This window comes from Mesorhizobium sp. YIM 152430, from assembly GCF_029210365.1.
Taxonomy (GTDB): domain Bacteria; phylum Pseudomonadota; class Alphaproteobacteria; order Rhizobiales; family Rhizobiaceae; genus Aliihoeflea.
This window is the reverse complement of sequence record NZ_JARGES010000018.1, coordinates 276,508-302,853: the sequence shown is the minus strand read 5'-3', so window position 1 is coordinate 302,853 and position 26,346 is coordinate 276,508. Positions and strand designations below refer to the sequence as shown.

The following is a 26,346-nucleotide window of genomic DNA, read 5'->3' as shown; positions in this document are numbered from 1 at the left end:
CTACCGGTCACGTCAACCAGCCGCCGAACTGCGCCCCGCGACATAGCCGAGCGCGATGGCCGTGAGAAGGCCGTTACCGGACAGGTAACCAGAAACATCCGGGCCGGAAACCCCGCACGCCGCGCCGCCGCCGGCGAAGAGATTGGGAAACGGCTTGCCTTCGGCAGAAAGAACCCGCGCTTCGCCATCGACCATCAGGCCGCCCTGCGTGTGGAACAGGGCACCCGTGACCTTCACCGCGTAGAGCGGCGCCTTGAGCGCCGGCCTGGTCGTGAAGTCGCGTCCGAACGCATCCGAGCCTTCGCCCGATTGCAATGTCGCCACCATGCGCAGCGTGTCGGAAAGCGCGCGCGGATCGACGCCGATCGCCCGCGCCAGATCGTCCAGGCTGTCGGCCTGCCGGATCGCGCCGGCCTGCATCGCGTCGCGATAGTCCGGAAAAGACCGCGCGAAATCGTGGATGCGCTGGTCGTAGAGGTTCCAGGCGACCCGGTCAGGCTGGTCGAGAACCTTGACGGCCTGCTCCGAATAGCCCGAATGCTCGTTGGAGAACCGCCGCCCGTCGACATTCACCTGGATGCCGCCCTCCATCATCAACGCCCAGGAAATCAGGATCTGATGCGGGTGGGCGAGCGAGCCGTGGCCCTGATAGCCGGAAAGATCGCGGATGTCGGCGCCGAGCGCTTCGCCCCACAGCACCGCATCGCCCTGGTTGCCGGCATGGCCGTAATATTGCGCATCCTCCAGTTCCGGGATGTGGCGCGCGACGAGGCCGGCATTGCCGCCATAGCCGTTGCAGGCGAGGATCAGCGCCGTGCAGGCCAGGTGCTCTTCGGCGCCGTCATTGCGCGCAATCCGCACGCCCCTGACGATTTCGCCATCGGCGAACAAGCCGGTCACATGCGCCCCCGTTGCGACCGGAACGCCCGCCGCATCCGCAGCCGTCGCCAGCCTTTGAAGCAGCGCCGCGCCGGTCTTTTCAGGCACCGCGTGCATCCGGTGGCGCGAATGGCCGGGATAGAGGAAATCGTCGAGCACGATCCATTCGAGACCGTGGCTGTCGGCCAGCCATTCGAGCGCCGGACCGATTGCCTCCGAAACCGTCGCGACGAGGCCGGCATCTGAGCGATTCTTCGTCTTCGCCTGAATATCGGCGGCGAGGCGTTCCGGCGTGTCGTCCTCGACCCCGATAGCACGCTGGAAGCGCGTCGCGGGCGCGGGAATGAAGCCGGACGACATCGATGTCGAGCCGGTCGGCTTCGTGTCACGTTCCAGAACCAGCACGTCGGCACCGGCCTCAACCGCGCGCAATGCGGCGACCAGCCCGCAGGCACCTGCGCCGATGATCGCCACGTCGACCTCTGCATCCGCGCGCATCGCAGACGCTGGCAGGACGGCGCTCATGCGCCTTGAACCATCCCGATCGCCTCGGCGACAGTTATGGCCTTCGTCACAGTCGACAGGTCGCGGATCGCGTTGTCGTGCGTGGCTTGAGAGAACGCACCGCAGCCGTCCAACAGGACGAAAGTGCGAAAGTCACGCACATGCGCGTCGCGCACCGTCGAGGCGACGCCCCCATTGGTGACGATGCCGCAGACGAACAGGGTCTCGATCCCGGCCTTCTTCAGCACGAATTCCATCCGCGATTGGAAGAAGGCCGAGTATGCCACCTTTTCGACCGTGAAATCGGCCGGCTGAAGGACATCGACCAGTTGATGGCCCCATGCGCCGGGCTGGAAATCGCCCTTTTTCAGAAACGGGCGCAGATCCTTCAGATGCGGCGAGATCATCGGCTTGCCGCCACGGCCCGGAACCAGCGTAAACTGCGTCGATATCACGAACCCGCCCTTGGCGCGCAAGACATCTGCCAACGGCTTCAGGCGCGCCGGCAGTTCGGCGATCATCGCCGCCGTCTGGCCGGCCCGGCCATAGGCGCCCTTCGGGTCGATAAAATCGTTCTGCAGATCGACGATCAGCAGCGCCGATCTCGTGACATCAATCGGTCCCGTCGCCATCACTTCGCCGCCCGCGAGATGACGACGTTTCCGAAGTCGTCCACGCTGCCCATAAGGCCAGGATCGACGAAGATCGTCGTGTCGGCCTGTTCGAGAATCGCGGGACCGGCAATTTCTGCACCGACCGGCAGAGCGAGCCGGTCATAGAGCGGCGTGTCGTGCCAGGCGCCTTCGGCATAGACCTTGCGGCTGCCGGTCAGGCACTGGTCGGCCGTCTTGTCGGTGACCGGCGCGAAGGCGCCCATGTCGAAGACGGGGCGCCGACCGACGACCGCGACGCGGTAGTTCATGACGCGCATCGGAATGCCTGCCAGAAGCCGCCCGAAGGCCGATCGGTAAGCCGCCTCGAACGCATCGCGGATCACATCGACCGTCAGATCGCCCGCCGGCATGTCGAGCGGCACGGAGACCGTGTGCGTCTGACCGAGATAGAGCATGTCGAGTTCGAAGATGCGGTCGACGCGCTCGAAGAAGACGCCAGCAGCCTTGAGGAGCTCGGCCGTCTCGTCGCTGACCTTCTTCATCTCGGCGCCGAGCGACGAGGCATCGAGCCCGTCAAGCAGGCGGTTGACCGTCTGCACGCGGTCGTGGCGCATGTCCGCGACGACGCAGCCAAGCGCAGATGTGACGCCCGGAAAGCGCGGCACCAGCGCCGAGTTGAGCCCCACCTCCTTGATCAGCGCGCCGGTATGGAGTGCGCCGCCGCCGCCGAAGGGCATGGCGGCGAAGTCGGCCGGATCGTGCCCGCGCTCGATCGAGACGAGCCGGATCGCGCCGGCCATCCTGGCGTTTGCGATCTTCAAAATCGCTTCGGCCGCTTCCTCGACGGAAAGGCCCAGCGGACCCGCCACATGGGTTTCGATCGCGCGCCGCGCGGCCTCGACGTCGAGACGCGCCAGCTTGCCGCCGATCGGCCGGTCGGCATTGATGCGGCCGAGGACGACATTGGCGTCGGTGACGGTCGGGCGGTCATTGCCGAGACCGTAGCAGACGGGACCGGGATCGGAGCTGGCCGATTCCGGCCCGACTTGCAATATCCCGCCATTGTCGATGCCGGCGATGGAACCGCCGCCCGCGCCGATGGTCGAAATCTCGATCATCGGCGTGCGCACGACGAGACCGAAATCGATGGCGGTCTGCGAGGCGAGCGCGCTTTGCCCGTCGGCGACCAGCGAGACGTCGAAGGACGTGCCGCCCATGTCGCAGGTGATCACGTTCGGGAAGCCTGCGGCTTTCGCAATCGCCTGCGCGGCCATGACGCCCGCGGCCGGACCGGACAGAGCCGTGCGGACCGGGAAGCGTTTGGCGGTGTCGATGGCCATCACCCCGCCATTCGACTGGACGATCAGGATGTCGCCGGCAAAGCCGCGCGCCTTCAGTGTCTTTTCCAGACGTTCGAGATAGGACGAGACGACGGGCTGGAGATAGGCATTGAGCGCCGCTGTCGACAGCCGCTCGAATTCGCGGATTTCCGGCACGATCTCGGTCGCCGCCGTCACGTAACCGTTCGGCCAGACGGCGCGGACGGCTTCGACCGCCTGCCGCTCGTTGGCGTCGTTCGCGTAACCGTTGACGAAGAAGATGCAGACGGCGTCGCAACCGGCGGCGCGCAGTTGTTCGGCCTGCGCGCGAACCTCGTCGTCATTGACCGCTTCGCGCACCGTGCCGTCGGCCAGCACGCGCTCGCTCACTTCCAGGCGATGCTCGCGGCTTATGACGGGTGCGTACTGCCCCCACAGACCCCATGTCGTCGGCCGGTCACGGCGGCGCATCTCGATCACGTCGCGAAAGCCGCGCGTGGTGATGATGCCCGTCCGCGCGCCCTTGCGCTCCAGAAGCGCGTTGGTGCCGACCGTGGTGCCATGGACGACCGTCGCGATCTCGGAGAAATCCGCTACGATGCGGGAAATGCCTTCGGCAAAGCCCTTCGACTGGTCGCCGCGCGTCGACGGGATCTTGGTCGTCTGCACGGTGTGGTCGATCTGGTCGTAGACGAAGATGTCGGTGAAGGTTCCACCGACATCGACGCCGATTACATAGCGCTTTCCGCTCATGCCGCCGCATCCTTCTTCAATCCGTGGCCGTAGTCGCGGTCGGCCGCTTCGCGCGTAACGTAGCCGAGCGCGATGTCGCGCTCGATCTTCGCCGGGTCGCGCTCGGAGGTCGGGCCATATCCGCCGCCGCCGGGCGTCTCCAACCGCACCTTCTGGCCACGCTTCAGCTTGATGCCGACCATCTTGGAGGCCATCGGCGGGCGGTGCTCGCCATCGGCCTGCTCATAGGAAAAGCGGTTCAGCACGGCGTCGCCGCCACCGGCGACACCCTTCGGCGCAAAGCGTCCGCGCTCGCCGAACAGAAACACGTCGGCATTTTCTTCCAGCAATTCGAGCTCGTAGATCGCGCCGAGGCCGCCACGGCTCTTGCCAGGACCACCCGAGTCGGGGCGCAAAGCCCATTGCGTGAACATGACCGGATAGGCCGCTTCCAGGATTTCGAGCGGCGGGATCGTCGCGGTCGAAATCGGCGCGTTGCCGTGGTTCAGCCCGTCACCTTCCGGATGGCCGCCATGGCCGCCGCCGAAGAAGGAGAACATCACCCAGCGCTGCCTGTCCGTGCCGCGATAGCCTGCCAGCGACAGTGCGTTGATCGTGCCATAGGCGCAGCCGTTCGAGCGCTCCGGTGCGATCTTCGCGATCGCCTGGAATACGACGTCGATCAGGCGCAGGATCGTCTCTGTGTAGCCGCCCACCGGCTTGGGCGCGACGACCGACAGGAGGCTGTCCTCTGGAATGACGAAGTCGACCGGCTCGAGCACGCCGGCATTGGCCGGCACGTCGCCGAATACGTGTTTCAGGGCGACATAGCAGGCGGCGATCGTCGTCGCGCGGGAGATGTTGACCGGCCCGGCGCAGGCGGGAGACGAGCGCGAGAAGTCCATCACCATGCGGCCGTTCGCGATCGTCAGGTCGAGCGCGATGGTCAGCGGTTCGTCGACGATGCCGTCATTGTCGAGGTAATCTTCGGCCGAAATCGTGCCCTGCGGCAGTTTGTCGATCTCGGCGCGCATCAGCATCGCCGCGCGCGCCTTGAGTTCGCCGAGCGCGCCAGACACCGTCTCGTCGCCATATTCGGACAGAAGTTCGTTCATCCGCTTGACGCCGAGGTCGAGCGCGTTGATCTGGCCGTTCAGATCGCCGAAGAGCGAGTTCGGCAGACGCGAGTTGGAGGACAGGATGTCGATCACGTCCTGGCGAAGTTCGCCCTCGTCGTAGAGCTTTACCGGCGGGATCAGCATTCCCTCCTGGAAGCTTTCGGTCGCGACCGGATTGTAGTTGCCCGGCACATTGCCGCCGACATCGTGCCAGTGGCCAACCGAGGCGAGGTAGCAGAACACCTCGCCATTGCGAAACAGCGGGCGCACGAGCCGGAAATCGGACAGATGCGTGCCGCCGGCATAGGGATCGTTGAAGATCCACACATCGCCTTCCTTCGGGCCACCGCTCTTCGCCGCCTTCTCGATCACCGCCTTGACCGCAAAGGCCATGACGCCGACGAAGATCGGCAGGCCGGACTTGCCCTGCACCATCGTGTCGCCGGTCTTTGCGTCATAGATGCCGTGCGAGGCGTCATGCGCCTCGGCGATGATCGGATTGAAGGCCGAGCGGAAGAGCGTCGCGTCCATCTCGTCGGCGATCTGTTCCAGACGCCCCTTGAGGATCGCCAGAAGGACGGGATCGATCATGGAATGAACCTCTTTTCGTCATAGGCATTGCCGGTTTCGAGCAAATCTTCGGTGCCGACGACGGCGTTGATGCCGGCAAAATCATACATCCGGTCGCGGAAGGCCGCATTGGAGCCCGACTTGAGCAGGCTGTCGAAATAGGCGCGGCTGATCCTGGCCACCGCGCGCGTCAGGCCACCGGGGAAGATCACCAGCGAGAAGCCGAGCTCTTCGAGATCCTTGGCCGTCATCGGCGGCGTCTTTCCGCCTTCCACCATGTTCGCCATCAATGGCACGCGGTCGCCAAGGGTGGCGACAATCTGCTTCATCTCGTCGAGCGAGCGCGGCGCCTCGACGAACACCATGTCGGCGCCCGCTTCCGCATAGGCCGCGGCACGATCGAGCCCGGCCTGGAACCCGTCCACGCCGACCGCATCGGTGCGGGCGATGACGACGAAATCGTCGGCCGACCGCGCATCGGTCGCCGCCTTGATCTTGCCGATCATCTCGCCGGTCGAGACCAGCGACTTTCCATTGAGATGCCCGCAGCGCTTGGGCATCGTCTGGTCTTCGAGCTGGATCGCCGCCGCGCCCATGCGCTCGAAAGAACGGACAGTGCGTTGCACGTTGAGCGCGTTACCGAAGCCGGTGTCGCCATCGACGATCAGCGGCAGTTCGACGCGGTCGCAGATGACTGCGACGGTATCTGCGACCTCGCTCATCGAGACCAACCCGATGTCGGGACGGCCGAAGCGCGTATAGGCAAGCGAGGCGCCGGAGAGATAGATGGCTTCCGCGCCGGCCTGTGCGGCGATCAGTGCCGACAGGCCGTCATAGACACCGGGCGCGACGATGATGCCTTCGTCGCCGAGGCGCGCTTTGAGGCGCTTCATTATTGTTCTCCTCGGTTTGCGCGCTCGCGCGCGAAGCGTTTTTCGAGATGCGGCACCAATCCGCCATCGGCGATCATCTCGATCAGAAAATCAGGCAAAGGCTGTAGTTCGATCGTCCCGCTTGCGGTCGTTAGCCGGCTGTTTCGAACGTCGAGTTCGATGCCGTCGCCAGCCTCTATCCCGGCGATCTCGTCGCCGCCGACGAAGACCGGGAGGCCGAGATTTATGGCGTTTCGCTGGAAGATGCCGGCAAAGGATCGCGCGACGATGCCGGCGACGCCCAGATGCTTGAGCGCCTGCGCGGCCTGCTCGCGCGAGGAACCCGTGCCGAAATTTTTGCCCGCGACGATCACGTCGCCCGGCTTCACCGACGATGCGAATTCGGGATCGACGGCTTCGAGGCAATGCTGCGCCAGCACCTCGATCCCGCCGCCCATATACTGACCCGGCGCGAGCGCGTCGGTGTCGATGTCGCTGCCGAAGACGAAAGCCCGGTTCATGTCGCATCTCCGAATTCGCGCGGGTCGGCGATGCGTCCGGCGATCGCCGAGGCGGCGACCGTATAGGGCGATCCGAGATAGACCTTGGAGGATTTCGCGCCCATGCGGCCCTTGAAGTTGCGCGCCGTCGTCGAGATGCAGGTCACATCCTCGCCGAGCCGCGCCGAGCCATAGCCGGCGCAAATGCCGCAGGCATTCGGGAGAACCTTGGCGCCGGCATCCTCCAGCACCTTCATGATGCCGTCGCGCTCCGCGCGCTCCTGGTCGCGCTTCGATGACGGCGCGACGAGAAGCTCGACGCCCTTGGCCAGCGTGTGACCGTGAATGATGTCAGCCGCGGCTTTCAGGTCGACATATTTCGCGCCGGTGCAAGCACCGATATAGGCGACGTCGATGCCGGTCGGCTCGTAGTCGCTTATGCCCGCCGAATTGGCCGGCGAATGAGGCGCAGCGACCTGCGGCTCCAGCGTCGCGGCGTTGAAGCGGTGCGTTTCGACGACGACCGCGCCCTCGTCGCTCTGCCAGTCGGTCGCATCGGGGAGGTCGTTCGCGCCCTGTTCGGCAAGCCAGTCAATCGTCGTTGCGTCCGGCGCGATCAACCCGGCCTGCGCGCCGAGTTCCGCGGCCATGTTCGACATGGTCATGCGCTCCTGCATCGACAGCGCGCGCACCGTCTCGCCGGCATATTCGATTGCCTGGTAGCGCCCGCCATCCATGCCGAGCCTGCCGCACATGGCGAGGATCATGTCCTTGGCCATCAGATGGTGCCCAAGCGCGCCCGACCATTCGATGCGGATCGTCTCGGGCACTTTCAGCCAGATCTCGCCGGTGGCGAGTACGCCCGCCATCTCGGTTGCGCCGACGCCGAACATATAGGCGCCGAACGCGCCGCCGGTCGGCGAATGGCTGTCGCCGCCGACCACGAGCATTCCCGGTTTGAGATGGCCACGCTCGGGCAGGACAACATGACAGATGCCCTCGCCGTCATAAAAAGATACGCCCTTTTCCTGCGCCCATGCGCGGGTAAGCGCCAAAATCGCCGCGCCCTCCTCCGTGTCGCCGGGTACGTAGTGGTCCGAGATCAGCACGACCTTCTTTTTGTCGAACAGACCGACGCCGAGCCGCTTAAGGATCGGCTCGACCCGGCGCGGACCGCCGGAATCGTGGATCATCGCGAGGTCGACCTTCGTCGTCACCACCTCGCCCGGCGTGACCGTCGCGCGGCCGGCGGCGCGGGCGATGATCTTTTCGGCAAGCGTCATCGCGCGGGGCATGGTCATATCCCCAGATAGGAGCGCTGGAGGTTCGGATCATCCATGAGCGTCGCCGCCGGACCGGATAGGCTGATCGCGCCGTTTTCCAAGACGTAGCCGGTGGTCGCGATCTCCAGCGACTGCGCGACGTTCTGTTCGACCAGCAGGATCGTCAGCCCCTCCTCGTTCAGTCGCTTGATGAGATGGAACATCTCTTCGACCAGAAGCGGCGAGAGGCCGAGCGACGGCTCGTCGAGGATCAGGAGTTCCGGCTCGGCCATCATGCCCCGTCCGATCGCCAGCATCTGCTGCTCGCCGCCCGAAAGCGTGCCAGCTTTCTGCTCGAACCGCTCCTTCAGGCGCGGGAAGATGGCGACGACCATGTCGATATTGGCGTCGCGATTGTCTCGCGCGCGGCGATAGGAACCTAGGATCAGGTTTTCCTTCACCGTCATGTTCGGAAAGATCAGTCGCCCTTCCGGCACCAGGCTCATGCCGGCGTCGACGACGCTCACCGCCCCGATGCCGGTGATGTCCTTGCCCTTGAATGCGACCTTTCCGGCCCAAGGTCGGATCAGTCCAGAGAGCACCGCGTTGAACGTGGTCTTGCCGACGCCGTTCGAGCCCAGAAGCGCGACGATGTCGCCGCGCCCGATGGTCAGGTCGACGCCGCGCAGAACTTCGACGGCGCCATAGCCGGCGCGCAGGCCCGTGACCTCGAGAATCGCTTGCCCGCTCATGCCGGCACCTGCGCCGACTGGCCCTTCAGGCGCGCGGCCATGCCCGGCCCGAGATAGGCTTCGATGACCGCCTGGTCGGCCGCGACAGCGCGCGGCTCGCCCTCGGCGATCAGCCGGCCCTGGTTAAGCACGAAGGTGTATTCCGAAAGGCTCATCACCGCCTGCATCACATGCTCGATCAGGAGAATGGTCACGCCCGAATCGCGCACCGCGCGGATGACCGGGATGACGTCGCGGATCTCGCTCGGATTGAGCCCGGCAAGAACTTCGTCGAAAAGAACGAGCTTGGGGTCGGTCGCCAGAGCGCGGGCGACTTCGAGGCGCTTGCGGCCGGCGACGGTCAGGTCTGCGGCGTCCTGATCGAGCCGGTCGCCCAGCCCCACCATTTCAGCCACTTCCCGCGCGCGGTCGAGTGCATCGCGGCGCGAGGCATGACGCAGATGCGCGCCGACGGCGATGTTCTCGCGCACCGTCTGGCCTGCGAAGGGCTGGACGATCTGGAAGGTGCGCACCATGCCGGCGCGGGCGATCTCGCTCGGCTTCACGCCCAGAATGTCATTACCCGCAAACGTCACCGTGCCGCTGTCCGGTTTGTGGAAGCCGGTGATGAGCGCGAAAAGCGTCGTCTTGCCGGCGCCGTTGGGACCGATCAGCGAAACGAGACTGCCTTCGGAGATCTTCATCGACACATTGTCGACCGCCCTCAGCCCGCCGAAGGATTTGGAGATTCCGTTGATCTCAAGCATTGGCCGGCCTCCATCTCGAGAGGACGCGACCGGCGACGGAGAAGATGCTGATCAGCCCGCGCGGCAGGAACATGACGATGACGATCAGCAGCACGCCGTAAATGGCCAGTGCCACGCCAGGCACGTCGCCGATATTGTGGCGCGTGACCTCGGACAGGGTGTGGATCACTGCGGCACCGATCAGCGGGCCGAACAGCGTTCCCATGCCGCCGATGATCGGCACCAGCAGGGATTCGATCGAGATCGCCGCGCCATAGGCGATCAGCGGATCGAGATAGAGGTAGAACTGGGCATAGAAGACACCGGCGAGCCCGGAGAAGAAGCCGGACAGGGCGACCGCACCCATCTTGGTCCTGAACACGTCGACGCCGAGCGCGCGCGCCGCATCCTCATTGTCGCGCACCGCCATCAGCCAGGCGCCGAAGCGCGAGCGGCCGATCCACCAGACGGTGAGGAAACAGACCAGGCACAGCGTCCAGATCAGCCAGAAATAGCCGCGATTGTCGGCGAACTGCATGTTGGCGAGGTTGCGTTCGAGCGGGATCAGGATTCCGACGCCGCCGCCGGTGAAGCCGACCGAGTTTGACAGGATGCGCAGCACCTCGGCGAAGGCGAGCGTCACCAGCGCGAAATAGGAGCCGCGCAGCCCGTAGCGGAACGAGGCGAAGCCGACGAAAAGCGCGACGCCCATGGCGAGCAGCCCGCCCGCGATCATGCCGAGCCACGGATTGGTGCCGAACTGGATTTGCAGCACCGCCACCGTATAGGCGCCGGTGCCGAAGAAGGCCGCGTGGCCGAAGGAGAACTGGCCGCCATAGCCGCCGAGAATGTTCCACGCCTGGCCGAGCAGCGTGATGTAGAGGATCGCGATCACCGTGTTCAGCGCCGAAGGCGAGACGATCCAGAAGGGACAGGTGGCGATCAGCCCGAAGATGACGAGCAGCGCGGCGAGTTGCCTGGTGTTGACCATCCGCCCGCCTCAGACCTTGTGGCCCAGAAGTCCCGTCGGCCGGAACATCAGGATCAGGATGAAAATGGCGAAGATGCCGAACTGGCCGAGGCTGTCGCCAAGGAACAATCCGCCCATGGCTTCGACGACGCCGATGACGAGCCCGCCGATCATGGCGCCGACGAAGGAGCCCATGCCGCCGAGCACGACCGTCGTGAAGGCGATCAGCACGAAGCCGTAGCCGACCTGCGGGTTGACATAGTAGCTCGGCATCAAGAGGCACGCCGCGACGCCTAGGCAGGCGACGCCGATGCCGAAGCTCATGGCGAAAACGTGGTCGACGTCGATGCCGACGAGGCGCGCACCCTTGCGCTCTTTGGCGAGCGCGCGGATGGCGCGGCCGAGATCGGTCTTCGACATGAACGCCCAGAGCAGCGCCGCCGTCACCAGCGCGCCGAAGAAGGCGACGACCTTGGCGACCGGGACGAAGGCGCCGGCGAACTCGACCACCTCGAAGGAATAGGGCGTCTCGATGGTGCGGGTGTCCGAACGGAAGAAATAGAGCGCCATGTTCTCGATGATGATCGAGAGGCCGAGCGTGACCAGCAGGATGTTCTCGTCACGACCATGGCTGGCGCGGCCGATGATCCCGCGCTGGAGCGCGTAGCCGATGGCGAACATTGCCGGCGGCACGATCAGCAGCGCGACATAGGGGTCGATGCCGAACAGTCGGTTCAGAAAGAAGACGCCGTAAAGCGCCATCATCAGCATCGCGCCATGGGCGAAATTGATGATGTGGAGGACGCCGTAAATCAGCGTCAGCCCGAGCGCGACCAGCGCATAGAGCGCGCCGGTCGTCAGCCCGTTGATCAGAGATGGTATGAGGATGACCGGATCGACCATGAAGCGACCTGTGCTGGGGCGCGGGGTCGGCTCCCGCGCCCGTTTCGTTCAAGCGATGTCAGCCGGTGTCAGGCCGGAACGGGGAAGATCGCCTCTGCCGAAGCGAATTCTTCGGGCAGGATAACCTGGATCTCGCCACCCTGGACCTGCGTGTTCACCGCCTGCGCGCCCATGTTCTGGCCGTTCTCGATCACCGTCGGGCCGTAGGGCATACCGTGATTGTCCCAGGTCGAGGCGTTCAGGGCCTCGATGATCGCCTCGTTCTCGGTCGATCCGGCGCGCTCGATCGCATCGGCGAGGAAGGCGACCGCGTTGTAGGCCAGGAAGATCTCGTAGGTGTAGAACAGCCCCTTTTCCTCGGCGGCCGCGCGACGCTGCACGGCGACCTCCGAATTGGGGTCGTACCAGTGGTTGCAGTCCATGATGTTTTCGGCCGCATCCGGGAATTCCTGGACGAATTGCAGGTTCGAGGCAGCGCCGCCAAGTACCGAATAGATGCCCTTGGCCGCGATGCGCTGCTGGCGCAGCGTGCGGGCGAGGAGGACGTATTCATTGTAGTAGTTGGCCGGAATGATCAGGTCCGGCTGGAGCGAGCGGAGTTGAAGCGCGATGTTGGTGAAGTCGCGCGTCGGGTTGGCGTGGCGGATGACTTCCAGCACCTCGATGCCGATATTCGGCAGTTCCTTGGCCAGAAGTTCGGCCGTGCCGGTGCCGAACAGCGATTCCTCGTGGATGATGACGGCGGTCTTGGCGTCGCCATTGGCATTGATTGCCTTCAGCGCCTCGACGGCCGAATTCGCCACCGAGCCGAAGCCGGGCGCGAAGCGGAACGTGTTTTCGAGATTGCGCTGGATGATGTTGTCGGCGACGCCGACATCGACGATGTGCGGCGTCATGGTCTTGGCCGCTTCCTGCGAGGTGGCGAGCGAGATCGCCGACGAATAGCCGGCGATGATGCCGGTCGCCCCACCTTCGATGAGCCGCGCCGTCTCGGAGGCGCCGAGCTCGGGACGGCCCTGGCTGTCGGCCAGCATCGCCTCGAGCTTGGCGCCGTTCATCGACTGGATGCCGCCGGCGGCGTTGATGTCCGCGATCGCCATCTCGGCGCCCACGCGGCACTGTGTTCCGGAGAACGAGACGAAGCCGGTCACCGGATGGACCAGCCCGAGGCGGATCGCCTCGGGCTCCTGGGCGCGCAGAACGGCCGGAAAACCGGTCACCAAAGCAGCAGTTCCTGCTCCCGCCAGAAACTGCCTGCGTTTGATGGGCGTATGGATAAGCGTCTTCATGTCAGTTCCTCTCTTTTCTTATGATTGGATCACTTCTCGTTCGACCGGCCGGAGGAACCCGGACCGAGCGACTGCCACTGCATTCCCTCGCGCCGGCGCACGCGTTTCAGATTCATCTCGAACTGGTACTTGTCGGGCCGGTAGAGCACGCGAATGAATTCGACCGGCCTGTCGTCGACGTCCCGCACGATGCGCCGGACGTCGATCAGCGGCGAGCCGGCATGGATGGCGAGCGCGCGCGCGACTTCCGGCTCGGCCAGGGTCGCCGTAACGCTCTGGCGCGCGTCGGCCACCTTGACGCCATGCCGCTCCATCAGCGTCAGGAGCGGGAAACTTCCCATCTCGTCGCGATCGAACGAGCGTCCGATGTCCTCCGGCACGTAGGTGACGAGATGCGACATCGGTTCGCCATCAAGCGAGCGCACGCGCACGGTTCGCTGGACGATCGTGCCCTGTGCGACGAGCAAGGCTTCGGCCACCTCCGACAGGGCGGGCACGTAATCGAATTCCAGCACCTCGACATCGGTCGCGACGCCCATCAGCGAGATGTTCTCCAGCCAGCCCTCGACGGATGTCTTGACCGTGGGCGCAGGCGGCGCGTCCGAAACGCGCGTGCCCCGGCCGCGCTCGCGCACCGCAAGGCCGGCATCGGCAAGCTCGTTCAGCGCGCGCTTGGCCGTTATGCGCGAGACGTCGAAACGCTCGGCCAGTTCCTGTTCGCCGGGCAGCGCCGCGCCGGGACGAAGCTCACCGGAGAATATCTGGTTGCGCAGTATGATCAGGATCTGGTGGTAGAGCGGCACGCGCGACGTCGGGTCGATCAGCGTCCGCCGCGGCGCGCCCGCGCGCCCTGTCTGCACATTCGGCTCCCGGTCCATATCACGCACGAATTCCGTCACACCGCTTCCCGCTTTGCTTCCGACACCGGAAGAGCGGTGCCGTTGCGTCATTTGACTAATGATATAACAATATACCATTATAGCAAGCAAGATTCGACATCATCAGGAGCCGGGACATGCCGATCATTCGCGGAACGTTGATCCGGGGCTATGGCGCCGATGTTCGCCGACGCCTTGCCGAGCGCCTGACGGACGCGGTCGCCGCGACGATCCACGCCCCTCTCAATGCGATCACAGTGGTGTTCGACGAAGTCGACGACGGCAGCTACATGCGCGGACGCGCACCACGCTCACCCGGCGCGGCGGTGCGGCCGGCCGGCGAAATCGTGGCCGATTTCCTGCGCCTGATGGAGGCGCGCGATCTTCACGCCGCGCGAGGGTATTTGAGCCCGGACTTCGAGATGGTGTTTCCCGGCAAGGCGAACGGCACGGCGATGACCAGCCTGGACGATCTGGTCGCGTTCTCCGCCTCGCGCTACCGCTTCGTGCGCAAGTCCATCGCCTTGGTCGACGAGAGCCATTCGGGCACGGTAACGACCGTTTTCGTTTCGGGAACGCTCCATGGCGAATGGCTCGACGGCACGCCCTTCGCCGACATCCGGTTCATCGACCGTTTCGAGGTCGAGGCCGAGAAGATCCGTCGGCAGGACGTCTGGAACGATCTTGCGGCGGCAGGTGCGACGGCCTGAACAAGCAGGATCGCACCCCGGCCGGTCAGCCGAGCACCTCGCGCACGGCTTCGCTCGTCTTCGCGACGATCTCGTCGGCCTCCCCGCGCGTCAGGCACAGCGGCGGCGCAAAGCCGAGAATGTCGCCCTGCGGCATCGCGCGGGCAATCACGCCGCGCTTCAACAGTGCTGCCGCGACCGATGGCCCGACCTTCTTCGCCGGATCGAATAAGGCGCGTTTCTCGCGATCCTCGACGAACTCGACCGCACACAGCATTCCCTCGCCGCGCACGTCGCCGACATGGGCGTGGCCGCCAACCGCCTTGCGCATCTCGGCGTTGAGATAGGCGCCCGTCTCGCCGGCATTCCTCACCAACCCGAGACTGTCGATCAGCTTCAGATTGGCGACGCCCGCCGCCGCGCCGATCGGGTGCGCCGAATAGGTCCAGCCATGGCCGATCGGGCCGTTCTCGTCCGTTCCGCGGGCCAGAACGTCCCAGACCTTTTGCGAGATGATCGAGCCCGACAACGGCGCATAGGCCGAGGTCAGGCCCTTGGCGATGGTGATCACGTCGGCCTCGATGCCGTAATGGTCGGAGCCGAACATCGTCCCGAGCCGCCCGAAGCCGGTGACGACCTCGTCGGCGATCAGCAGGATGTCGTGCTTGCGCAACACCGTCTGTATTGCCTGCCAGTAACCGGGCGGCGGCGGCACGATGCCGCCCGTCCCAAGGATCGGCTCGCCGATGAAGGCGGCAATGGTATCGGCGCCTTCGCGCGCGATCATCGCTTCCAGTTCGTTGACGCAATGGGCGACGAAGTCGGCCTCGCTCATCGCGGCGTCCGGCCGGCGGAAATAATAGGGCGCCTCGGTGTGGACGATGCGCTCCAGCGGCAGGTCGAACTTGTCGTGGAAGAGTTTCAGGCCCGTCAGCGAACCCGTCACCAGCCCCGAACCGTGATAGCCGCGCCAGCGCGAGATGATCTTCTTCTTTTCGGGCCGGCCAAGAATGTTGTTGTAATACCAGACGAGCTTGATGTTGGTCTCGTTGGCGTCCGAGCCGCCAAGGCCGAAATAGACTTTCGACATGTTCTTCGGCGCGCGCTCCAGCACCATCCGGGCGAGCGTGATCGAGGCTTCCGTGCCGTGGCCGACATAGGCATGGTAATAGGCGAGTTCTTTTGCCTGGGCCGCGATCGCCTCGGCGATTTCCGGGCGGCCATAGCCGACATTGACGCAGTAGAGCCCGGCAAACGCGTCGAGCAGGCGATTGCCGTCGCGGTCCTCGATATGGACGCCCTTGCCGCCGGTCACGATCCGGTTCGACGCCTCGCCTCGCTCATGCTGGCCAAGATGGGTCGACGGGTGGAACAAATGTGCGCGGTCCCACTGGTCGAGCATGTCGTTCTTCAGCATCGGGCGTCTCCTTGAAATTCGGGTGGCTTCGTTATGGACCACCTACCGGGAATAAGAAAACCCTTGTGCCAATGATCCGTCACGGATGGTCGCAATGCAGCTCGTATCGCGGCTGCGGTTCCTATGGCGCCAGCGACACTTCCGCCTTGCGCATTGCGTGATGCCGAATGTCGACCCCCTCCGTTCCCGCCACGGACAGCGACCGTCGCTTGTGGGTTCGATTGCCAAACTGGTTTTAGATTGGTATGGGACCAATCATGGACCGCACCATCGTTTCCGACATTTGCGCTTCCGAAGCAGGCCCAACCTATCGACGCCTCGCAGATGCGTTGGCGGCCGCCATCCGCAATGGCGACCATCCCTCGGGCACAGCCTTGCCGACCGAACGGAACCTTGCCAGCCAACTCGGCCTCGCGCGGGTCACGGTGCGGTCCGCCTATGCCGAACTCGCCCGCCTCGGCCTCATAGAAATCCGGCCGGGCAGCGGCGCCTATGTGCGCCAGCCCCTGATCGAGCAGGCGTTGTGGCGGCTGTCCTCATTCACCGAAGACATGGCTGTGCGGGGGCTCGTCGCCGGCACGAGGCTGCTGCGCCAGGAAATCAGCACTGCCTCGCAGGCGGAGCGAACGGCGCTTGGCATCGACGGCTCCGTCGCCATCGTGCGGCTCGAGCGGCTGCGTCTTGCTGACGATCAGCCGCTCGCCATCGAAACGGCTGCCGTTCCCGCCGACATCTTCGGCACGGATATTCCCGCGCTCCGGCAAGACTCGCTCTATTCCCATCTCGGCGACCGGGGCTTCCGCCCGATGCGGGCGCGGCAAAGATTGCGCGCGATTTCGCTTGAACCGGCCGTCGCAGCCCTGCTCGGAGTGCAGACGGGCTCTCCCGCGCTTCTGATCGAGCGCGTATCGTTTCTCGCCGATGGCCGGCCGGTCGAATTCACACGCTCGCACTATCGCGGCGACGCCTACGACTTCATCGCGGAACTCGACGCCAATGGAGGCGCTGCATGATCGCGACGCAAATGCTTGCAGAAGCGGCCGATGCCGCCGAAGCGATCCGGCGTCTTCGCACGCGAGAGCGGACGAGGATCGCCGAAATCGCCAAGCTCTTCGCCACACATCGCGGGCCCGTCACCGTCGCGGCGCGCGGCTCTTCCGACCACGCGGTCACGGCCTTCAAATACGCCTTCGAGATTGCAACCGGCCGACCGGTCGCTTCGCTCGGACCGTCGATCGCCTCGGTGTACCGCTCTCCGCTTACGCTGCCTTCAGGCGTTCACCTCACCGTCTCGCAATCCGGCGCAAGCCCGGACATCATCGCCTTGCAAGAAGCGGCCGCGGCCGGTGGAGCTGCGACCATCGCGATCGTCAATGACGCCGCGAGTCCTTTGGCGCGCTCGGCCGGTATCGTTCTTCCCATCCATGCGGGGCTGGAAAAGAGCGTTGCGGCGACGAAAACCTTCGTCGCTTCGGCCGCCGGGCTTTATTCGCTGGTCGCTGCCATCACCGAGGATCGCGCGCTCGAAGCCGGCCTCGACGCCTTGCCGGATGCACTCGAACGCAGCTTCAAGGTCGAGATCAGGGAACTCGTCGACGCCCTTGCCGGAACGCGATCCCTCTTCGTCACGGGCCGGGGGCCGGCCTACGGCATTGCCCTTGAAGCGGCGCTGAAGGCGAAAGAGACGGCAGGCATTCATGCCGAGGCCTTCTCGACGGCCGAACTCATGCATGGGCCGCTGCAACTCGTCGAACCTGGATTTCCCGTCGTCGCGCTGGTCGTCGACGATGCCGCGCGACAGGGCAATGCAGAGGCGCTTCAACGTCTTGCCGCGCTTGGCGGCATGGTCCTTCCGCTATCGACCACCCCAATGCCGGGCGGCGGTGGCGCGCCTTCCACGGGCCATGCAATCACCGACACGCTGGTCCTGGCGCTCCTCTGGTATCGCACGATCGAAGCGGTCGCGCGTGGGCGGGGGCTCGATCCCGATCGCCCTGCCAATCTGCGCAAGGTGACGGAGACGACATGACCCTTTCCCATGCCTTCTGCGGCGCACGGATTTTCGATGGCCAACGCTTCCATGACAATGCGCATCTGGTCGTTCGCGATGGCCGGATCATCGCCATCAGGGACGGCTCGCCGCCCGCCGGCATTCGGCGCATCGAGCTCGATGGCGGCATCCTTTCGCCGGGCTTCATCGACGTTCAGGTCAATGGCGGCGGGGGCGTCATGCTCAACGACGCTCCGTCGCCCATTGCGATGGCGCGGATCGCGGCGGCCCACCGGGCTTTCGGCACGACGGCGCTCCTGCCCACACTGATCACCGACAGCGCGGACGTCACCGCGAAAGCGCTGGCCGCGGCCGGGCAAGCGGCAGGCCAGCCCGGCATCATCGGGCTGCATCTCGAAGGCCCGCATCTCGATCCGGCGCGAAAGGGCGCCCATCTCGAAAAGTTCATGCGGCCGCTCGATGGTGCGGACGTTGCCGCCTACATTGCAGCCGCGCCCAAAGTCGGTCGGCTCCTCGTCACGCTGGCCGCCAACCAGGCGACTGTATCCCAGGTGCGGCAGCTCGCCGATGCAGGCGTCATCGTTTCAATCGGCCACAGCGACTGCTCGGCCGATGAGGCGGACGCGTTTTTCGATGCCGGCGCACGCGGCGCCACGCATCTTTTCAATGCAATGAGCGGTCTTTCGCATCGCGAGCCGGGGCTCGTCGGGGCGGTCCTGGCGCGAAGCGACGCATGGGCCGGGATCATTGCGGACGGCCAGCACATCGACCCGCGCGCGATTGCGATCGCCCTCGCCGCCAAAAGCGGTCCCGGCCGCATTTTTCTCGTCACCGATGCGATGGCACTCGTCGGCAGCGATGCTGACCGCTTCGACCTCAACGGCCGCACGATCACCCGCGATGCATCAGGCTATTGCCCTCGCCTTTTGCTGCCCGACGGAACATTGGCCGGATCGGACATAGACATGGCCTCGTCGGTTCGCTTTCTCGTCGAGAAGGTGCGCATTCCGCCGGAGGACGCGCTGCGTCGGGCGACGGCCGATCCTGCCGACTTTTTGAGACTGGGCAACGAGCGTGGCCGGCTGGCGGCAGGCGCGCGCGCCGATCTCGTCCATCTTGGCGACGACCTCACGGTCCGACGCACCTGGCTGGGCGAAGAGCTGTGAGCGCGCCCTTCTTCATCGGGCTCGATGCCGGAACGTCGCTGACCAAAGCTGCGATCTTCGATCTTTCCGGCGTCCAGGTGGGCGAGGCACAAGCGCGCACGACGCTTTACCGCCCGCATTTCGGCTGGAGCGAACTCGATCCCGACGAGGCCTGGGAGGCAACGACGGACGTTCTTGGGCGTGTCGTCGCCAACAGCGGTATCGATCCGTCGGATATTGCCGGCATCGGCCTGTCGGCCGCCATGGTCGGTGCCTGGATCGTCGACGGTGACGGCAAGGCTTTGCGGCCCGGCATCACGTGGGAGGACAGCCGCGCGCAGCCGCTCATCGAGGCGCATATGGCGCGCGACCCCCAATTCATGTCGCGGATCTTCAATTCTTCGGGCTCGGTGATGCAGCAGGGCTGCACCCTGCCCGTGCTCGCCTGGCTGGCGCAGAACGAGCCGGCGGTGCTCGATGCGGCCCGCTACGTGTTCAGCTACAAGGACTATCTGCGGTTCAGGTTGACGGGGCTTGCGGCGACGGACCGGTCGGAAGCCTCGGTCATCCCCGGCTCTGCGGCAACCCGAACCCGCAGCGCCGAGATGATCTCCCTGTTCGGCCTCGAAGCGCAAGCGCACCTTCTGCCTCCGATACGCGATTCCGAAACCTTCATCGGCGGCCTGTCGGCAATCGCCGCGCGGCATATCGGCCTGCCCGAAGGCCTTCCGGTCTGCGTGGGTGCCGGCGACGTCGCGGCGACCGTCATCGGTGCGGGCGGATTGGCCGCCGGCACCGCCACCGCCGTTCTCGGCACGACCTGCATGGTGGGCGTCGTCCATGACAGGCCGGTCTTCGCGCCCTCCGATCTGGGACTTCTGTTCACCTTGCCCGGCGAACGCTGGTATCGCGCGATGGTCAACGTCGCCGGCACGCTCAATCTCGACTGGGCCTTTTGCGCGCTTGCACCGGATCTCGCCGCACGGCCCGACCGGTTCGAACTCGCCTCGCAGATGCTGCTGGATACGCCCGAAGGCGCACACGGCCTGACCTATCTGCCCTATCTTTCCGAAAGCGGCATCATCGCGCCGCGCGTCGATCCGATTGCCCGCGCGCAGTTCGTCGGCCTCACCCCCCGGCATGACCGCGCATTGCTGTTCCGCGCCGTCTTCGAAGGCGTCGCGTTTGCCATGCGCGATCTTTTCGATCTGCTCGATTTCAGCGGTGACCGCGTATTGCTGACAGGCGGTGGCGCTCAGAACAGTCTGTGGACGCAGATGATCTGCGACCTGATCGGCACGCCGGTCGAGGTTCCGCACGGATCGCAGTTCGGCGCCAGGGGTGCCGCCCTGTTGGCGGCCACGGCTGCGGGACAGTTCGCGACGATCAATTCGGCTTCAGCGACCGTTGCGGGAAAGGGCCGTCTCTTCGAACCCGACCGGGCGAGCGCTGCGCGTCTGGCTCCTGCGCTGGCCCGTTATCGGGAAGCAAGAGACCGCCTGCTCGGGATCACTTGACTTAACGTTCGATCCGCGTCAGTCTCAACTGGTATATACCAATATGCGGGTGGCCTATACCATTCCGGAGACGCCATGCAGGACGCGCCGCTCTATCTCAGGATCGCCGACGAACTCGAAGCGGAAATCGTTTCAGGTGCGCTTGCGACCGGCTCCAAGATCAAGTCTGAACGCGCCTTGTCCGAAAAGCTCGGCGTCAGCCGCATGACCGCGCGCCAGGCGTTGCAGCATCTTCTCGCCAAGGGGCTCGTCGAAACGCGTACCGGACAGGGCACTTTCGTGGGGACGCCGAGGATCGAGCAGCGGCTCGAAACTCTGTCCGGCTTCAGCGATGAGATGGCCCGTCAGGGACGCCGCGTGTCGAGCGTGGTGATCGCTTCGGACACACGCCATCCCGACGAGCCTTCCGCGCGTGCATTGTCGATCGCGGTCACGCGCAAGGTTCATCGGCTGGCGCGCGTTCGGTTTGCAGATGGCGTTCCGGTGGCCCTCGAGACAACCGATATATGCGCCAGCAGGGCGCCCGGACTTCTGGAGATTGCGGATTTCGGCAAGGCGTCGCTTTACCGGATATTGACCTCCCATTTCAGCATCGTGCCCACGACCGCCGCGCAGACATTGACCGCCGGCCTCGCCGACCATGCCACCGCCCGCACCTTGCAGACCGACATCGGTTCGCCCGTCCTGAAACTGACGCGGTTGACGCGCGACCAGAACGGCGACGCTTTCGAATTCGTTCGGTCCACCTATCGCGGCGACTATTTCGTCATGAAGGTCGATCTTTCCCTTGGAGCGAGCATATCCGCATGACGATCGCCGACGCCTATTTCTCCGATCTCATCTCCCGCCTGGGCTCGCTCAGGTCGTCGCTCGCCGAGCCGATTGCGCGCGCCGAGGATGCGATCGTCGAAACGGTGCGCCGGGACGGCAGGGTCTACGTGTTCGGAACCGGACATTCCCACATGCTGGCCGAGGAAGTGCATTTCCGCGCCGGGGGCCTGGCGCTGACCGTGCCGATTCTTGCCGGTCCGACCATGCTCCATGGCGGGGCCGTCGCCGGGACGGCCTATGAACGGATGGAGGGAATCGTCGGCCCGATCCTCGACAGATATGCGATCGGTGCGGAGGACGTGCTTTTCGTTTCGTCGAATTCGGGAGTCAATGCCGCCCCGCTCGAGGCTGCGCGGATCGGCAAGGCCCGAGGCGCAACCGTCATCGCCATCACCTCCGTCGACTATTCGACCGCTGCCGCCAAGGGCGCCGAGCGTCTGGCGGACATTGCGGACATCGTGCTCGACAATGGCGCTCCTCCCGGCGACGCCGTGCTCTCGATCGCCGGAAGCGGTCTCAAGGTCGGGCCGGTGTCCACAGCCATCGGCGTGACGATCATCAATGCAATCATGGCAAGCGTCGCTGCCCGGCTGGCTCCGGCCGGAGACGCTCCCATCTACCTCAGCGCCAACATGCCGGGCGCCAAGGAAATCAACGAGGAACTGGTCGCGCGGTTTCGGCCCCGAAACCCGCACCTTTAGAGGACTACGTCAATGGGGTCGTCAAACGAGAAGAAAGGGAACAGGAGATGAGGACCATTTTGAAAATCGCGCTCGGCGCCGCCACGATGCTGACGCCCGCCGCCGCTCTTGCCCAGGAAACGGTACGCCTGACGCTTTGGCATATGGAACAGCCGCCGCACCGCGTCGAGCGAATCCAGGAACTGATCGATGCATTCAACGCGGCCAATCCCGACATCGTGGTTTCGCAGGAACCGCAGAACTGGGGTGAGGTCTACGCCAAGGCACCGGCAGCGCTGGCCGCCGGCCAGGGTCCTGATCTTCTCTTCGCCATTCCCGATTTCACACCGATTCTCAAGGACATCGGTGCGCTGACGTCGGTCGCCGATTTCGTCGAGGAACTCGACGGCAAACACGACTTCATCGACACCGCCGTCGAAGCCTATTCCTACGACGGCGGGGTTTGGGCCGTTCCACTCTACAACATGGCCATGAACCTCTGGTACCGCAAAAGCGTGCTTGAAGAGGCGGGGGTCGAGGTTCCGCAGACCTGGGAGGAATGGCGCGCAGCGGCCGAAGCGCTCTCCAGGGACGGCGTGTCGGGCATGGGCCTGCCGGCCAACAAACAACTCTATACCGACCAGACCGTCTATTCGGTGATGGTCAATGGCGGTGCGACCGAGATCTACAACGAGGACGGCACGCTGCGCTTCGACAATCCTGAAACGGTTGCCGCCTATGAATTCTACACCAACCTGCACCAATTCTCGCCGGCCGATTCGGCGTCCTGGACATGGGGCGAGGCGGAAGCCTGCTTCTCTGCGCAAAGCTGCGCCATGGTCATGCAGTTCTCGGTGATCTCCACCTACGACACGCAGGCAGAGGGCGATGCCGAGGATCTCGGCGTGGCGGCCATCCCCTCCAAGGATGGCGAAGACCACAACACCATCTCCTATGCCAATGCCGTCATGCTGCTGTCGAGTGACGAAGCCAGGATGGAAGCATCGAAGAAGTTCGTCTCCTTCCTGCTCGAGCCGGAAAATTACGGTCGCTTCCTCAACATGGAGCCGGGCCTTTTCATGCCGGTGACGGCCGACGGCGCGCAAGCCGAGAGCTTCTGGTCCGATCCGATGGTGGAGAAGTATCGCGAGCAGATCGAGACCGTCATCGAGAACTCGCAAAACGGCCGTCTCTTCGGCTTCACGAGCGGCCTGACCTTTCCTTCCATAGCCGCGATCTCGGCGCAGAACATCATCGCCGAGACCTTGCAGTCGATCGTCGTCAACGGCCAGCCCGCCGCAGAGGCCGTCGCTGCCGGCCAGGCGCGCATGGAAGAGGTTGCCCGTTAGGGCGGCGCTGGAGAAAGAAAGCCGGATGCAGCAGTCGAAAGCCCTCGCCTTCGCGCTCGTCGCTCCGGCTCTTCTCTTCCTTGGCGCAACGCTCGGATGGCCGCTTGTGCAGGCCATCCAGCTTTCTTTGCAGGACGTGCGCGTCATCGGCTCGCCGGGCAGTTTCGTCGGACTCGACAACTATGCGCGCATTCTCTCCGGCCCCGCCTTCTGGAATGCCACGGGATTGAGCATCGTCTGGGTGGTTGCCAATGCGATCGTCCAGACCATCCTCGCCCTCGTCGCCGCCATCATCCTGAACGAGAAGTTTCCCGGCGTGCGCATCGCGCGAAGCTGGATCATCCTGACCTGGATCGTGCCTACGGTCGTCGTCGTCGTCATCTGGCGCTGGCTGTTCTCGACCTCCGGCGGGATGATCAACCCGCTTCTCATCCAGATGGGAATCCTGGAGCGCCCGGTCGGCTTCTTCGCCACGCCGTGGACCGCGATGGCGACATTGGTCTTCATCAATTCATGGCGCTGGTTCCCGTTCATCGCGCTGATGATGCTCGCCGGCCTGACGCGGATTCCCGACGACCTCTACGAAGCCGCCCGTCTCGACGGCGCCAATGCCTGGATGCGGTTTTGTCGCATCACATGGCCGCTGCTGGCGCCGACCCTCGGTGTGCTTGCCGTCATCGGAACCCTGCTGTCATTTAACGTGTTCGACATCATCTGGCTCCTGACCAGCGGTGGACCGGCCGGAGGCTCGCGCACCCTTCCCGTGCTCATCTACGAGACCGCGTTCAAGGGGTACCGCCTGTCGGAGGCGGCGACGATCTCCGTCATGACGACGATATTCCTGATGGCATTCGCCGTCATTGCCACGCGCGCACTCGACAGGACCGATCGATGAGGCGGTCCCTGTCGCTCAACGCCCTTCTCGGCGCAAGCCTCGCCTTCTTCACGGCTCTGATCGGCCTGCCCTTCTGGTGGGTCGTGTCCGGCTCGATCAAGCTGCCGCAGGAAATCATCTCGCGCTTACCGACGATGTTCCCGCAAAGCTTCACACCGCAGCACTACCAGAAGCTCTTCCAGGCGTCGGACTATCCGGTCTATCTCATCAACAGCCTGATCGTGGCGACCAGTACGACGCTCGTCACGCTCGTTCTGGCGATACCGGCGGCCTATGCCTTCTTCCGCCTGACGTTTCCCGCCCGCGGTGTCCTCTATCGGTCGATCCTGCTCGCCTATGCGTTTCCGTCCATCGTCGTGCTTATCCCGCTGTTCGGCCTTTTCGCCAAGGTCGGGCTCGTCGACCGGCTGCCCTCGCTGATCATCGTCAATGTCGCCTTCGCGTTGCCGTTTTCCATCTGGATGCTGCGCTCCTTCCTTGCAGGCGTGCCCAAGGAGATCGAGGAGGCGGCGGTCATCGACGGTGCGTCCACCCTGAAAATCTTGCGCCGGATCATGATCCCGCTCATCGCCCCCGGCATTGCCGCAGTCGGCATCTACGCCTTCGTGACCGCATGGACCGAATATGTCTTTGCCTCCGTATTGATCCTCTCGGATGCGAAACGCACGCTGCCGGTCGGCTTTTCCGGGATCATCGGACAATATCAGATCGACTGGGGCCTGCTGCTGGCGGGTGCCACGGTCGCCATCGTCCCTGTCGTCGCTCTTTTTGCACTGATCGGGCGCGGCTTCGTCAGCGGCCTGACTGAAGGCGCGGTGAAATAGGAGCCCGAATGGCTGAACTCGTTCTCACCGACCTGCATAAATCCTTCGGCGCCACCGAAGTCATACGCGGCGTCTCGCTCGAGGCGTCGAGCGGCGAGTTCATCGTTTTCGTCGGCCCGTCCGGCTGTGGAAAGTCAACCCTCCTGCGCATGATCGCCGGCCTCGAGGAAACGACTGCCGGCAAGATATCGATCGATGATCGCGATGTGACGAAAGTCGATCCCGCCAAGCGGGGGATTGCAATGGTGTTTCAGACCTACGCGCTCTACCCGCATATGAGCGTGGCTGAAAATATGGGGTTCGGCCTCGAAATGTCGGGCATGGGCAAGGCCGAACGTATGGCGAAGGTGCGCCAGGCAGCGGCAAGTCTTCACCTCACCGACTACCTGGATCGCAAGCCCAAGCAGCTTTCCGGCGGGCAACGCCAGCGCGTGGCCATCGGACGGGCGATCGTGCGCGACCCCAAGGTTTTTCTGTTCGACGAACCGCTCTCCAATCTCGACGCCGAACTGCGGGTCAAGATGCGTCTCGAGATCGCCAGGCTCCATAAGGATCTCGGCGCGACGATGGTCTATGTCACCCATGATCAGGTGGAGGCCATGACGCTCGCCGACAAGATCGTCGTCCTGCGCGACGGGCTGGTCGAGCAGATCGGCCGGCCGCTCGAACTCTACGAGAATCCTGACAACGTCTTCGTTGCCGGATTCATCGGCTCGCCGCGCATGAATTTTTTCCCAGCGACAGTGACCGGACGGCAGGAGAACCACTTCGTCGTCGATATCCCTGCACTGCGCCTGAGCGGCGTACCCGTTCGTGCGCGAGCGATGCCCGAAGACCGGCCCGAAACAATCACGATCGGCATCCGGCCCGAGCATCTGTCGGAAGCCGCCGGTTCCGGGTTCAGCGTTCGCGTCGTCTGCCAGGCGATGGAACGTCTCGGCTCGGTTTCATACCTCCACGCCTCGCTGACCGAGGAAACGCAGATCACCGCCGAACTGCGCGACGCTCGCGACGTGCAACCTGGCGATGCGTTCGAATTGTTCATCGAGCCGTCACGGATTTTCGCTTTCGATGCCGCTGGTGCGCGCCTGTGAACCGCAC

The 26,346-nt window shown here is 64.6% G+C and carries 25 protein-coding genes; 11 read left to right on the top strand and 14 right to left on the bottom strand.

All coding sequences use genetic code 11. The features are described from left to right. Positions 1-12: 12 nt before the first annotated feature. The 13 genes from PZ895_RS03955 to PZ895_RS03895 form a co-directional block, all read right to left on the bottom strand. Positions 13-1,404, bottom strand: coding sequence for an FAD-dependent oxidoreductase (locus PZ895_RS03955; protein WP_275837752.1), 1,392 nt, complete (start codon positions 1,402-1,404; stop codon positions 13-15). Then, positions 1,401-2,015: an isochorismatase family cysteine hydrolase gene (locus PZ895_RS03950; protein WP_275837751.1), complete on the bottom strand. Its 615-nt coding sequence runs from the start codon at positions 2,013-2,015 to the stop codon at positions 1,401-1,403. Before PZ895_RS03950 ends, PZ895_RS03955 begins: the two co-directional genes overlap by 4 nt. Next, the gene (locus tag PZ895_RS03945; RefSeq protein ID WP_275837750.1) at positions 2,015-4,069 is read right to left on the bottom strand and encodes a hydantoinase/oxoprolinase family protein; all 2,055 of its coding nucleotides are present in this window, start codon (positions 4,067-4,069) and stop codon (positions 2,015-2,017) included. Before PZ895_RS03945 ends, PZ895_RS03950 begins: the two co-directional genes overlap by 1 nt. After that, positions 4,066-5,757 (bottom strand): hydantoinase B/oxoprolinase family protein, encoded by a 1,692-nt coding sequence (locus tag PZ895_RS03940; RefSeq protein ID WP_275837749.1) that lies wholly within the window; start codon positions 5,755-5,757, stop codon positions 4,066-4,068. Before PZ895_RS03940 ends, PZ895_RS03945 begins: the two co-directional genes overlap by 4 nt. Beyond that, complete coding sequence (locus PZ895_RS03935) at positions 5,754-6,629, bottom strand: isocitrate lyase/PEP mutase family protein (RefSeq protein WP_275837748.1); 876 nt, start codon at positions 6,627-6,629, stop codon at positions 5,754-5,756. The genes PZ895_RS03940 and PZ895_RS03935 overlap by 4 nt, the downstream gene beginning before the upstream one ends. Then, the gene (locus PZ895_RS03930; protein WP_275837747.1) at positions 6,629-7,129 is read right to left on the bottom strand and encodes a 3-isopropylmalate dehydratase; all 501 of its coding nucleotides are present in this window, start codon (positions 7,127-7,129) and stop codon (positions 6,629-6,631) included. Before PZ895_RS03930 ends, PZ895_RS03935 begins: the two co-directional genes overlap by 1 nt. Further along, the gene (locus PZ895_RS03925; protein WP_275837746.1) at positions 7,126-8,403 is read right to left on the bottom strand and encodes a 3-isopropylmalate dehydratase large subunit; all 1,278 of its coding nucleotides are present in this window, start codon (positions 8,401-8,403) and stop codon (positions 7,126-7,128) included. Before PZ895_RS03925 ends, PZ895_RS03930 begins: the two co-directional genes overlap by 4 nt. Positions 8,404-8,405: 2 nt before the next feature. Beyond that, complete coding sequence (locus tag PZ895_RS03920) at positions 8,406-9,107, bottom strand: ABC transporter ATP-binding protein (RefSeq protein ID WP_275837943.1); 702 nt, start codon at positions 9,105-9,107, stop codon at positions 8,406-8,408. 11 nt (positions 9,108-9,118) lie between these two features. Then, entirely contained in the window at positions 9,119-9,868 is a 750-nt protein-coding gene (locus PZ895_RS03915; protein WP_275837745.1) for an ABC transporter ATP-binding protein, read from the bottom strand. Continuing rightward, a complete protein-coding gene (locus tag PZ895_RS03910; protein WP_275837744.1) occupies positions 9,861-10,838 on the bottom strand; it encodes a branched-chain amino acid ABC transporter permease in 978 nt (325 codons plus the stop codon). The genes PZ895_RS03915 and PZ895_RS03910 overlap by 8 nt, the downstream gene beginning before the upstream one ends. Before the next feature lie 9 nt (positions 10,839-10,847). After that, the gene (locus PZ895_RS03905; RefSeq protein WP_275837743.1) at positions 10,848-11,720 is read right to left on the bottom strand and encodes a branched-chain amino acid ABC transporter permease; all 873 of its coding nucleotides are present in this window, start codon (positions 11,718-11,720) and stop codon (positions 10,848-10,850) included. A 68-nt stretch (positions 11,721-11,788) separates the two neighbouring features. Beyond that, complete coding sequence (locus PZ895_RS03900; protein ID WP_275837742.1) at positions 11,789-13,009, bottom strand: ABC transporter substrate-binding protein; 1,221 nt, start codon at positions 13,007-13,009, stop codon at positions 11,789-11,791. Positions 13,010-13,038: 29 nt separating this feature from the next. After that, positions 13,039-13,869, bottom strand: coding sequence for a GntR family transcriptional regulator (locus tag PZ895_RS03895; protein WP_275837741.1), 831 nt, complete (start codon positions 13,867-13,869; stop codon positions 13,039-13,041). Between the two features lie 155 nt (positions 13,870-14,024). Between PZ895_RS03895 and PZ895_RS03890 the strand changes: the two genes are divergently transcribed. Next, on the top strand, positions 14,025-14,597 hold the full coding sequence (locus PZ895_RS03890; RefSeq protein ID WP_275837740.1) for a tautomerase family protein: 573 nt from the start codon (positions 14,025-14,027) through the stop codon (positions 14,595-14,597). Between the two features lie 25 nt (positions 14,598-14,622). On the opposite strand, the gene PZ895_RS03885 is transcribed toward PZ895_RS03890, so the two are convergent. Then, positions 14,623-15,993: an aspartate aminotransferase family protein gene (locus tag PZ895_RS03885; protein WP_275837738.1), complete on the bottom strand. Its 1,371-nt coding sequence runs from the start codon at positions 15,991-15,993 to the stop codon at positions 14,623-14,625. Positions 15,994-16,250: 257 nt separating this feature from the next. On the opposite strand from PZ895_RS03885, the gene PZ895_RS03880 reads away from it, so the two are divergent. From PZ895_RS03880 to ugpC, 10 genes are all read left to right on the top strand, one after another. Further along, positions 16,251-17,006, top strand: a complete 756-nt coding sequence (locus PZ895_RS03880) for a GntR family transcriptional regulator (protein ID WP_275837737.1) — start codon at positions 16,251-16,253, stop codon at positions 17,004-17,006. Continuing rightward, positions 17,003-18,022 (top strand): SIS domain-containing protein, encoded by a 1,020-nt coding sequence (locus PZ895_RS03875; protein WP_275837736.1) that lies wholly within the window; start codon positions 17,003-17,005, stop codon positions 18,020-18,022. The genes PZ895_RS03880 and PZ895_RS03875 overlap by 4 nt, the downstream gene beginning before the upstream one ends. Next, the gene (gene nagA / locus PZ895_RS03870; protein ID WP_275837735.1) at positions 18,019-19,170 is read left to right on the top strand and encodes an N-acetylglucosamine-6-phosphate deacetylase; all 1,152 of its coding nucleotides are present in this window, start codon (positions 18,019-18,021) and stop codon (positions 19,168-19,170) included. Before PZ895_RS03875 ends, nagA begins: the two co-directional genes overlap by 4 nt. After that, a complete protein-coding gene (locus PZ895_RS03865) occupies positions 19,167-20,666 on the top strand; it encodes an FGGY-family carbohydrate kinase (protein WP_275837734.1) in 1,500 nt (499 codons plus the stop codon). Before nagA ends, PZ895_RS03865 begins: the two co-directional genes overlap by 4 nt. Positions 20,667-20,741: 75 nt before the next feature. Continuing rightward, a complete protein-coding gene (locus tag PZ895_RS03860; protein WP_275837733.1) occupies positions 20,742-21,476 on the top strand; it encodes a GntR family transcriptional regulator in 735 nt (244 codons plus the stop codon). After that, entirely contained in the window at positions 21,473-22,198 is a 726-nt protein-coding gene (locus PZ895_RS03855; protein WP_275837732.1) for an SIS domain-containing protein, read from the top strand. Before PZ895_RS03860 ends, PZ895_RS03855 begins: the two co-directional genes overlap by 4 nt. A 47-nt stretch (positions 22,199-22,245) precedes the next feature. Further along, positions 22,246-23,526, top strand: a complete 1,281-nt coding sequence (locus tag PZ895_RS03850) for an ABC transporter substrate-binding protein (protein ID WP_275837731.1) — start codon at positions 22,246-22,248, stop codon at positions 23,524-23,526. A 25-nt stretch (positions 23,527-23,551) separates the two neighbouring features. After that, positions 23,552-24,421: a sugar ABC transporter permease gene (locus tag PZ895_RS03845; protein WP_275837730.1), complete on the top strand. Its 870-nt coding sequence runs from the start codon at positions 23,552-23,554 to the stop codon at positions 24,419-24,421. Continuing rightward, complete coding sequence (locus PZ895_RS03840) at positions 24,418-25,245, top strand: carbohydrate ABC transporter permease (RefSeq protein WP_275837729.1); 828 nt, start codon at positions 24,418-24,420, stop codon at positions 25,243-25,245. The genes PZ895_RS03845 and PZ895_RS03840 overlap by 4 nt, the downstream gene beginning before the upstream one ends. Before the next feature lie 8 nt (positions 25,246-25,253). After that, positions 25,254-26,339, top strand: coding sequence for a sn-glycerol-3-phosphate ABC transporter ATP-binding protein UgpC (gene ugpC / locus PZ895_RS03835; protein ID WP_275837728.1), 1,086 nt, complete (start codon positions 25,254-25,256; stop codon positions 26,337-26,339). Positions 26,340-26,346: the final 7 nt, after the last annotated feature.

Excerpts from the sequence above, each read along its gene's own strand:
- ugpC (WP_275837728.1), top strand. The coding sequence starts at position 25,254 with ATGGCTGAACTCGTTCTCACCGACCTGCATAAATCCTTCGGCGCCACC.
- PZ895_RS03850 (WP_275837731.1), top strand. The coding sequence starts at position 22,246 with ATGAGGACCATTTTGAAAATCGCGCTCGGCGCCGCCACGATGCTGACG.
- PZ895_RS03890 (WP_275837740.1), top strand. The coding sequence starts at position 14,025 with ATGCCGATCATTCGCGGAACGTTGATCCGGGGCTATGGCGCCGATGTT.
- PZ895_RS03915 (WP_275837745.1), bottom strand. The coding sequence starts at position 9,868 with ATGCTTGAGATCAACGGAATCTCCAAATCCTTCGGCGGGCTGAGGGCG.
- PZ895_RS03950 (WP_275837751.1), bottom strand. The coding sequence starts at position 2,015 with ATGGCGACGGGACCGATTGATGTCACGAGATCGGCGCTGCTGATCGTC.
- PZ895_RS03910 (WP_275837744.1), bottom strand. The coding sequence starts at position 10,838 with ATGGTCAACACCAGGCAACTCGCCGCGCTGCTCGTCATCTTCGGGCTG.
- PZ895_RS03845 (WP_275837730.1), top strand. The coding sequence starts at position 23,552 with ATGCAGCAGTCGAAAGCCCTCGCCTTCGCGCTCGTCGCTCCGGCTCTT.
- PZ895_RS03855 (WP_275837732.1), top strand. The coding sequence starts at position 21,473 with ATGACGATCGCCGACGCCTATTTCTCCGATCTCATCTCCCGCCTGGGC.
- PZ895_RS03905 (WP_275837743.1), bottom strand. The coding sequence starts at position 11,720 with ATGGTCGATCCGGTCATCCTCATACCATCTCTGATCAACGGGCTGACG.
- PZ895_RS03955 (WP_275837752.1), bottom strand. The coding sequence starts at position 1,404 with ATGAGCGCCGTCCTGCCAGCGTCTGCGATGCGCGCGGATGCAGAGGTC.
- PZ895_RS03945 (WP_275837750.1), bottom strand. The coding sequence starts at position 4,069 with ATGAGCGGAAAGCGCTATGTAATCGGCGTCGATGTCGGTGGAACCTTC.
- PZ895_RS03940 (WP_275837749.1), bottom strand. The coding sequence starts at position 5,757 with ATGATCGATCCCGTCCTTCTGGCGATCCTCAAGGGGCGTCTGGAACAG.
- PZ895_RS03860 (WP_275837733.1), top strand. The coding sequence starts at position 20,742 with ATGCAGGACGCGCCGCTCTATCTCAGGATCGCCGACGAACTCGAAGCG.
- PZ895_RS03885 (WP_275837738.1), bottom strand. The coding sequence starts at position 15,993 with ATGCTGAAGAACGACATGCTCGACCAGTGGGACCGCGCACATTTGTTC.
- PZ895_RS03840 (WP_275837729.1), top strand. The coding sequence starts at position 24,418 with ATGAGGCGGTCCCTGTCGCTCAACGCCCTTCTCGGCGCAAGCCTCGCC.
- PZ895_RS03880 (WP_275837737.1), top strand. The coding sequence starts at position 16,251 with ATGGACCGCACCATCGTTTCCGACATTTGCGCTTCCGAAGCAGGCCCA.
- PZ895_RS03900 (WP_275837742.1), bottom strand. The coding sequence starts at position 13,009 with ATGAAGACGCTTATCCATACGCCCATCAAACGCAGGCAGTTTCTGGCG.
- PZ895_RS03930 (WP_275837747.1), bottom strand. The coding sequence starts at position 7,129 with ATGAACCGGGCTTTCGTCTTCGGCAGCGACATCGACACCGACGCGCTC.
- PZ895_RS03925 (WP_275837746.1), bottom strand. The coding sequence starts at position 8,403 with ATGCCCCGCGCGATGACGCTTGCCGAAAAGATCATCGCCCGCGCCGCC.
- nagA (WP_275837735.1), top strand. The coding sequence starts at position 18,019 with ATGACCCTTTCCCATGCCTTCTGCGGCGCACGGATTTTCGATGGCCAA.
- PZ895_RS03935 (WP_275837748.1), bottom strand. The coding sequence starts at position 6,629 with ATGAAGCGCCTCAAAGCGCGCCTCGGCGACGAAGGCATCATCGTCGCG.
- PZ895_RS03875 (WP_275837736.1), top strand. The coding sequence starts at position 17,003 with ATGATCGCGACGCAAATGCTTGCAGAAGCGGCCGATGCCGCCGAAGCG.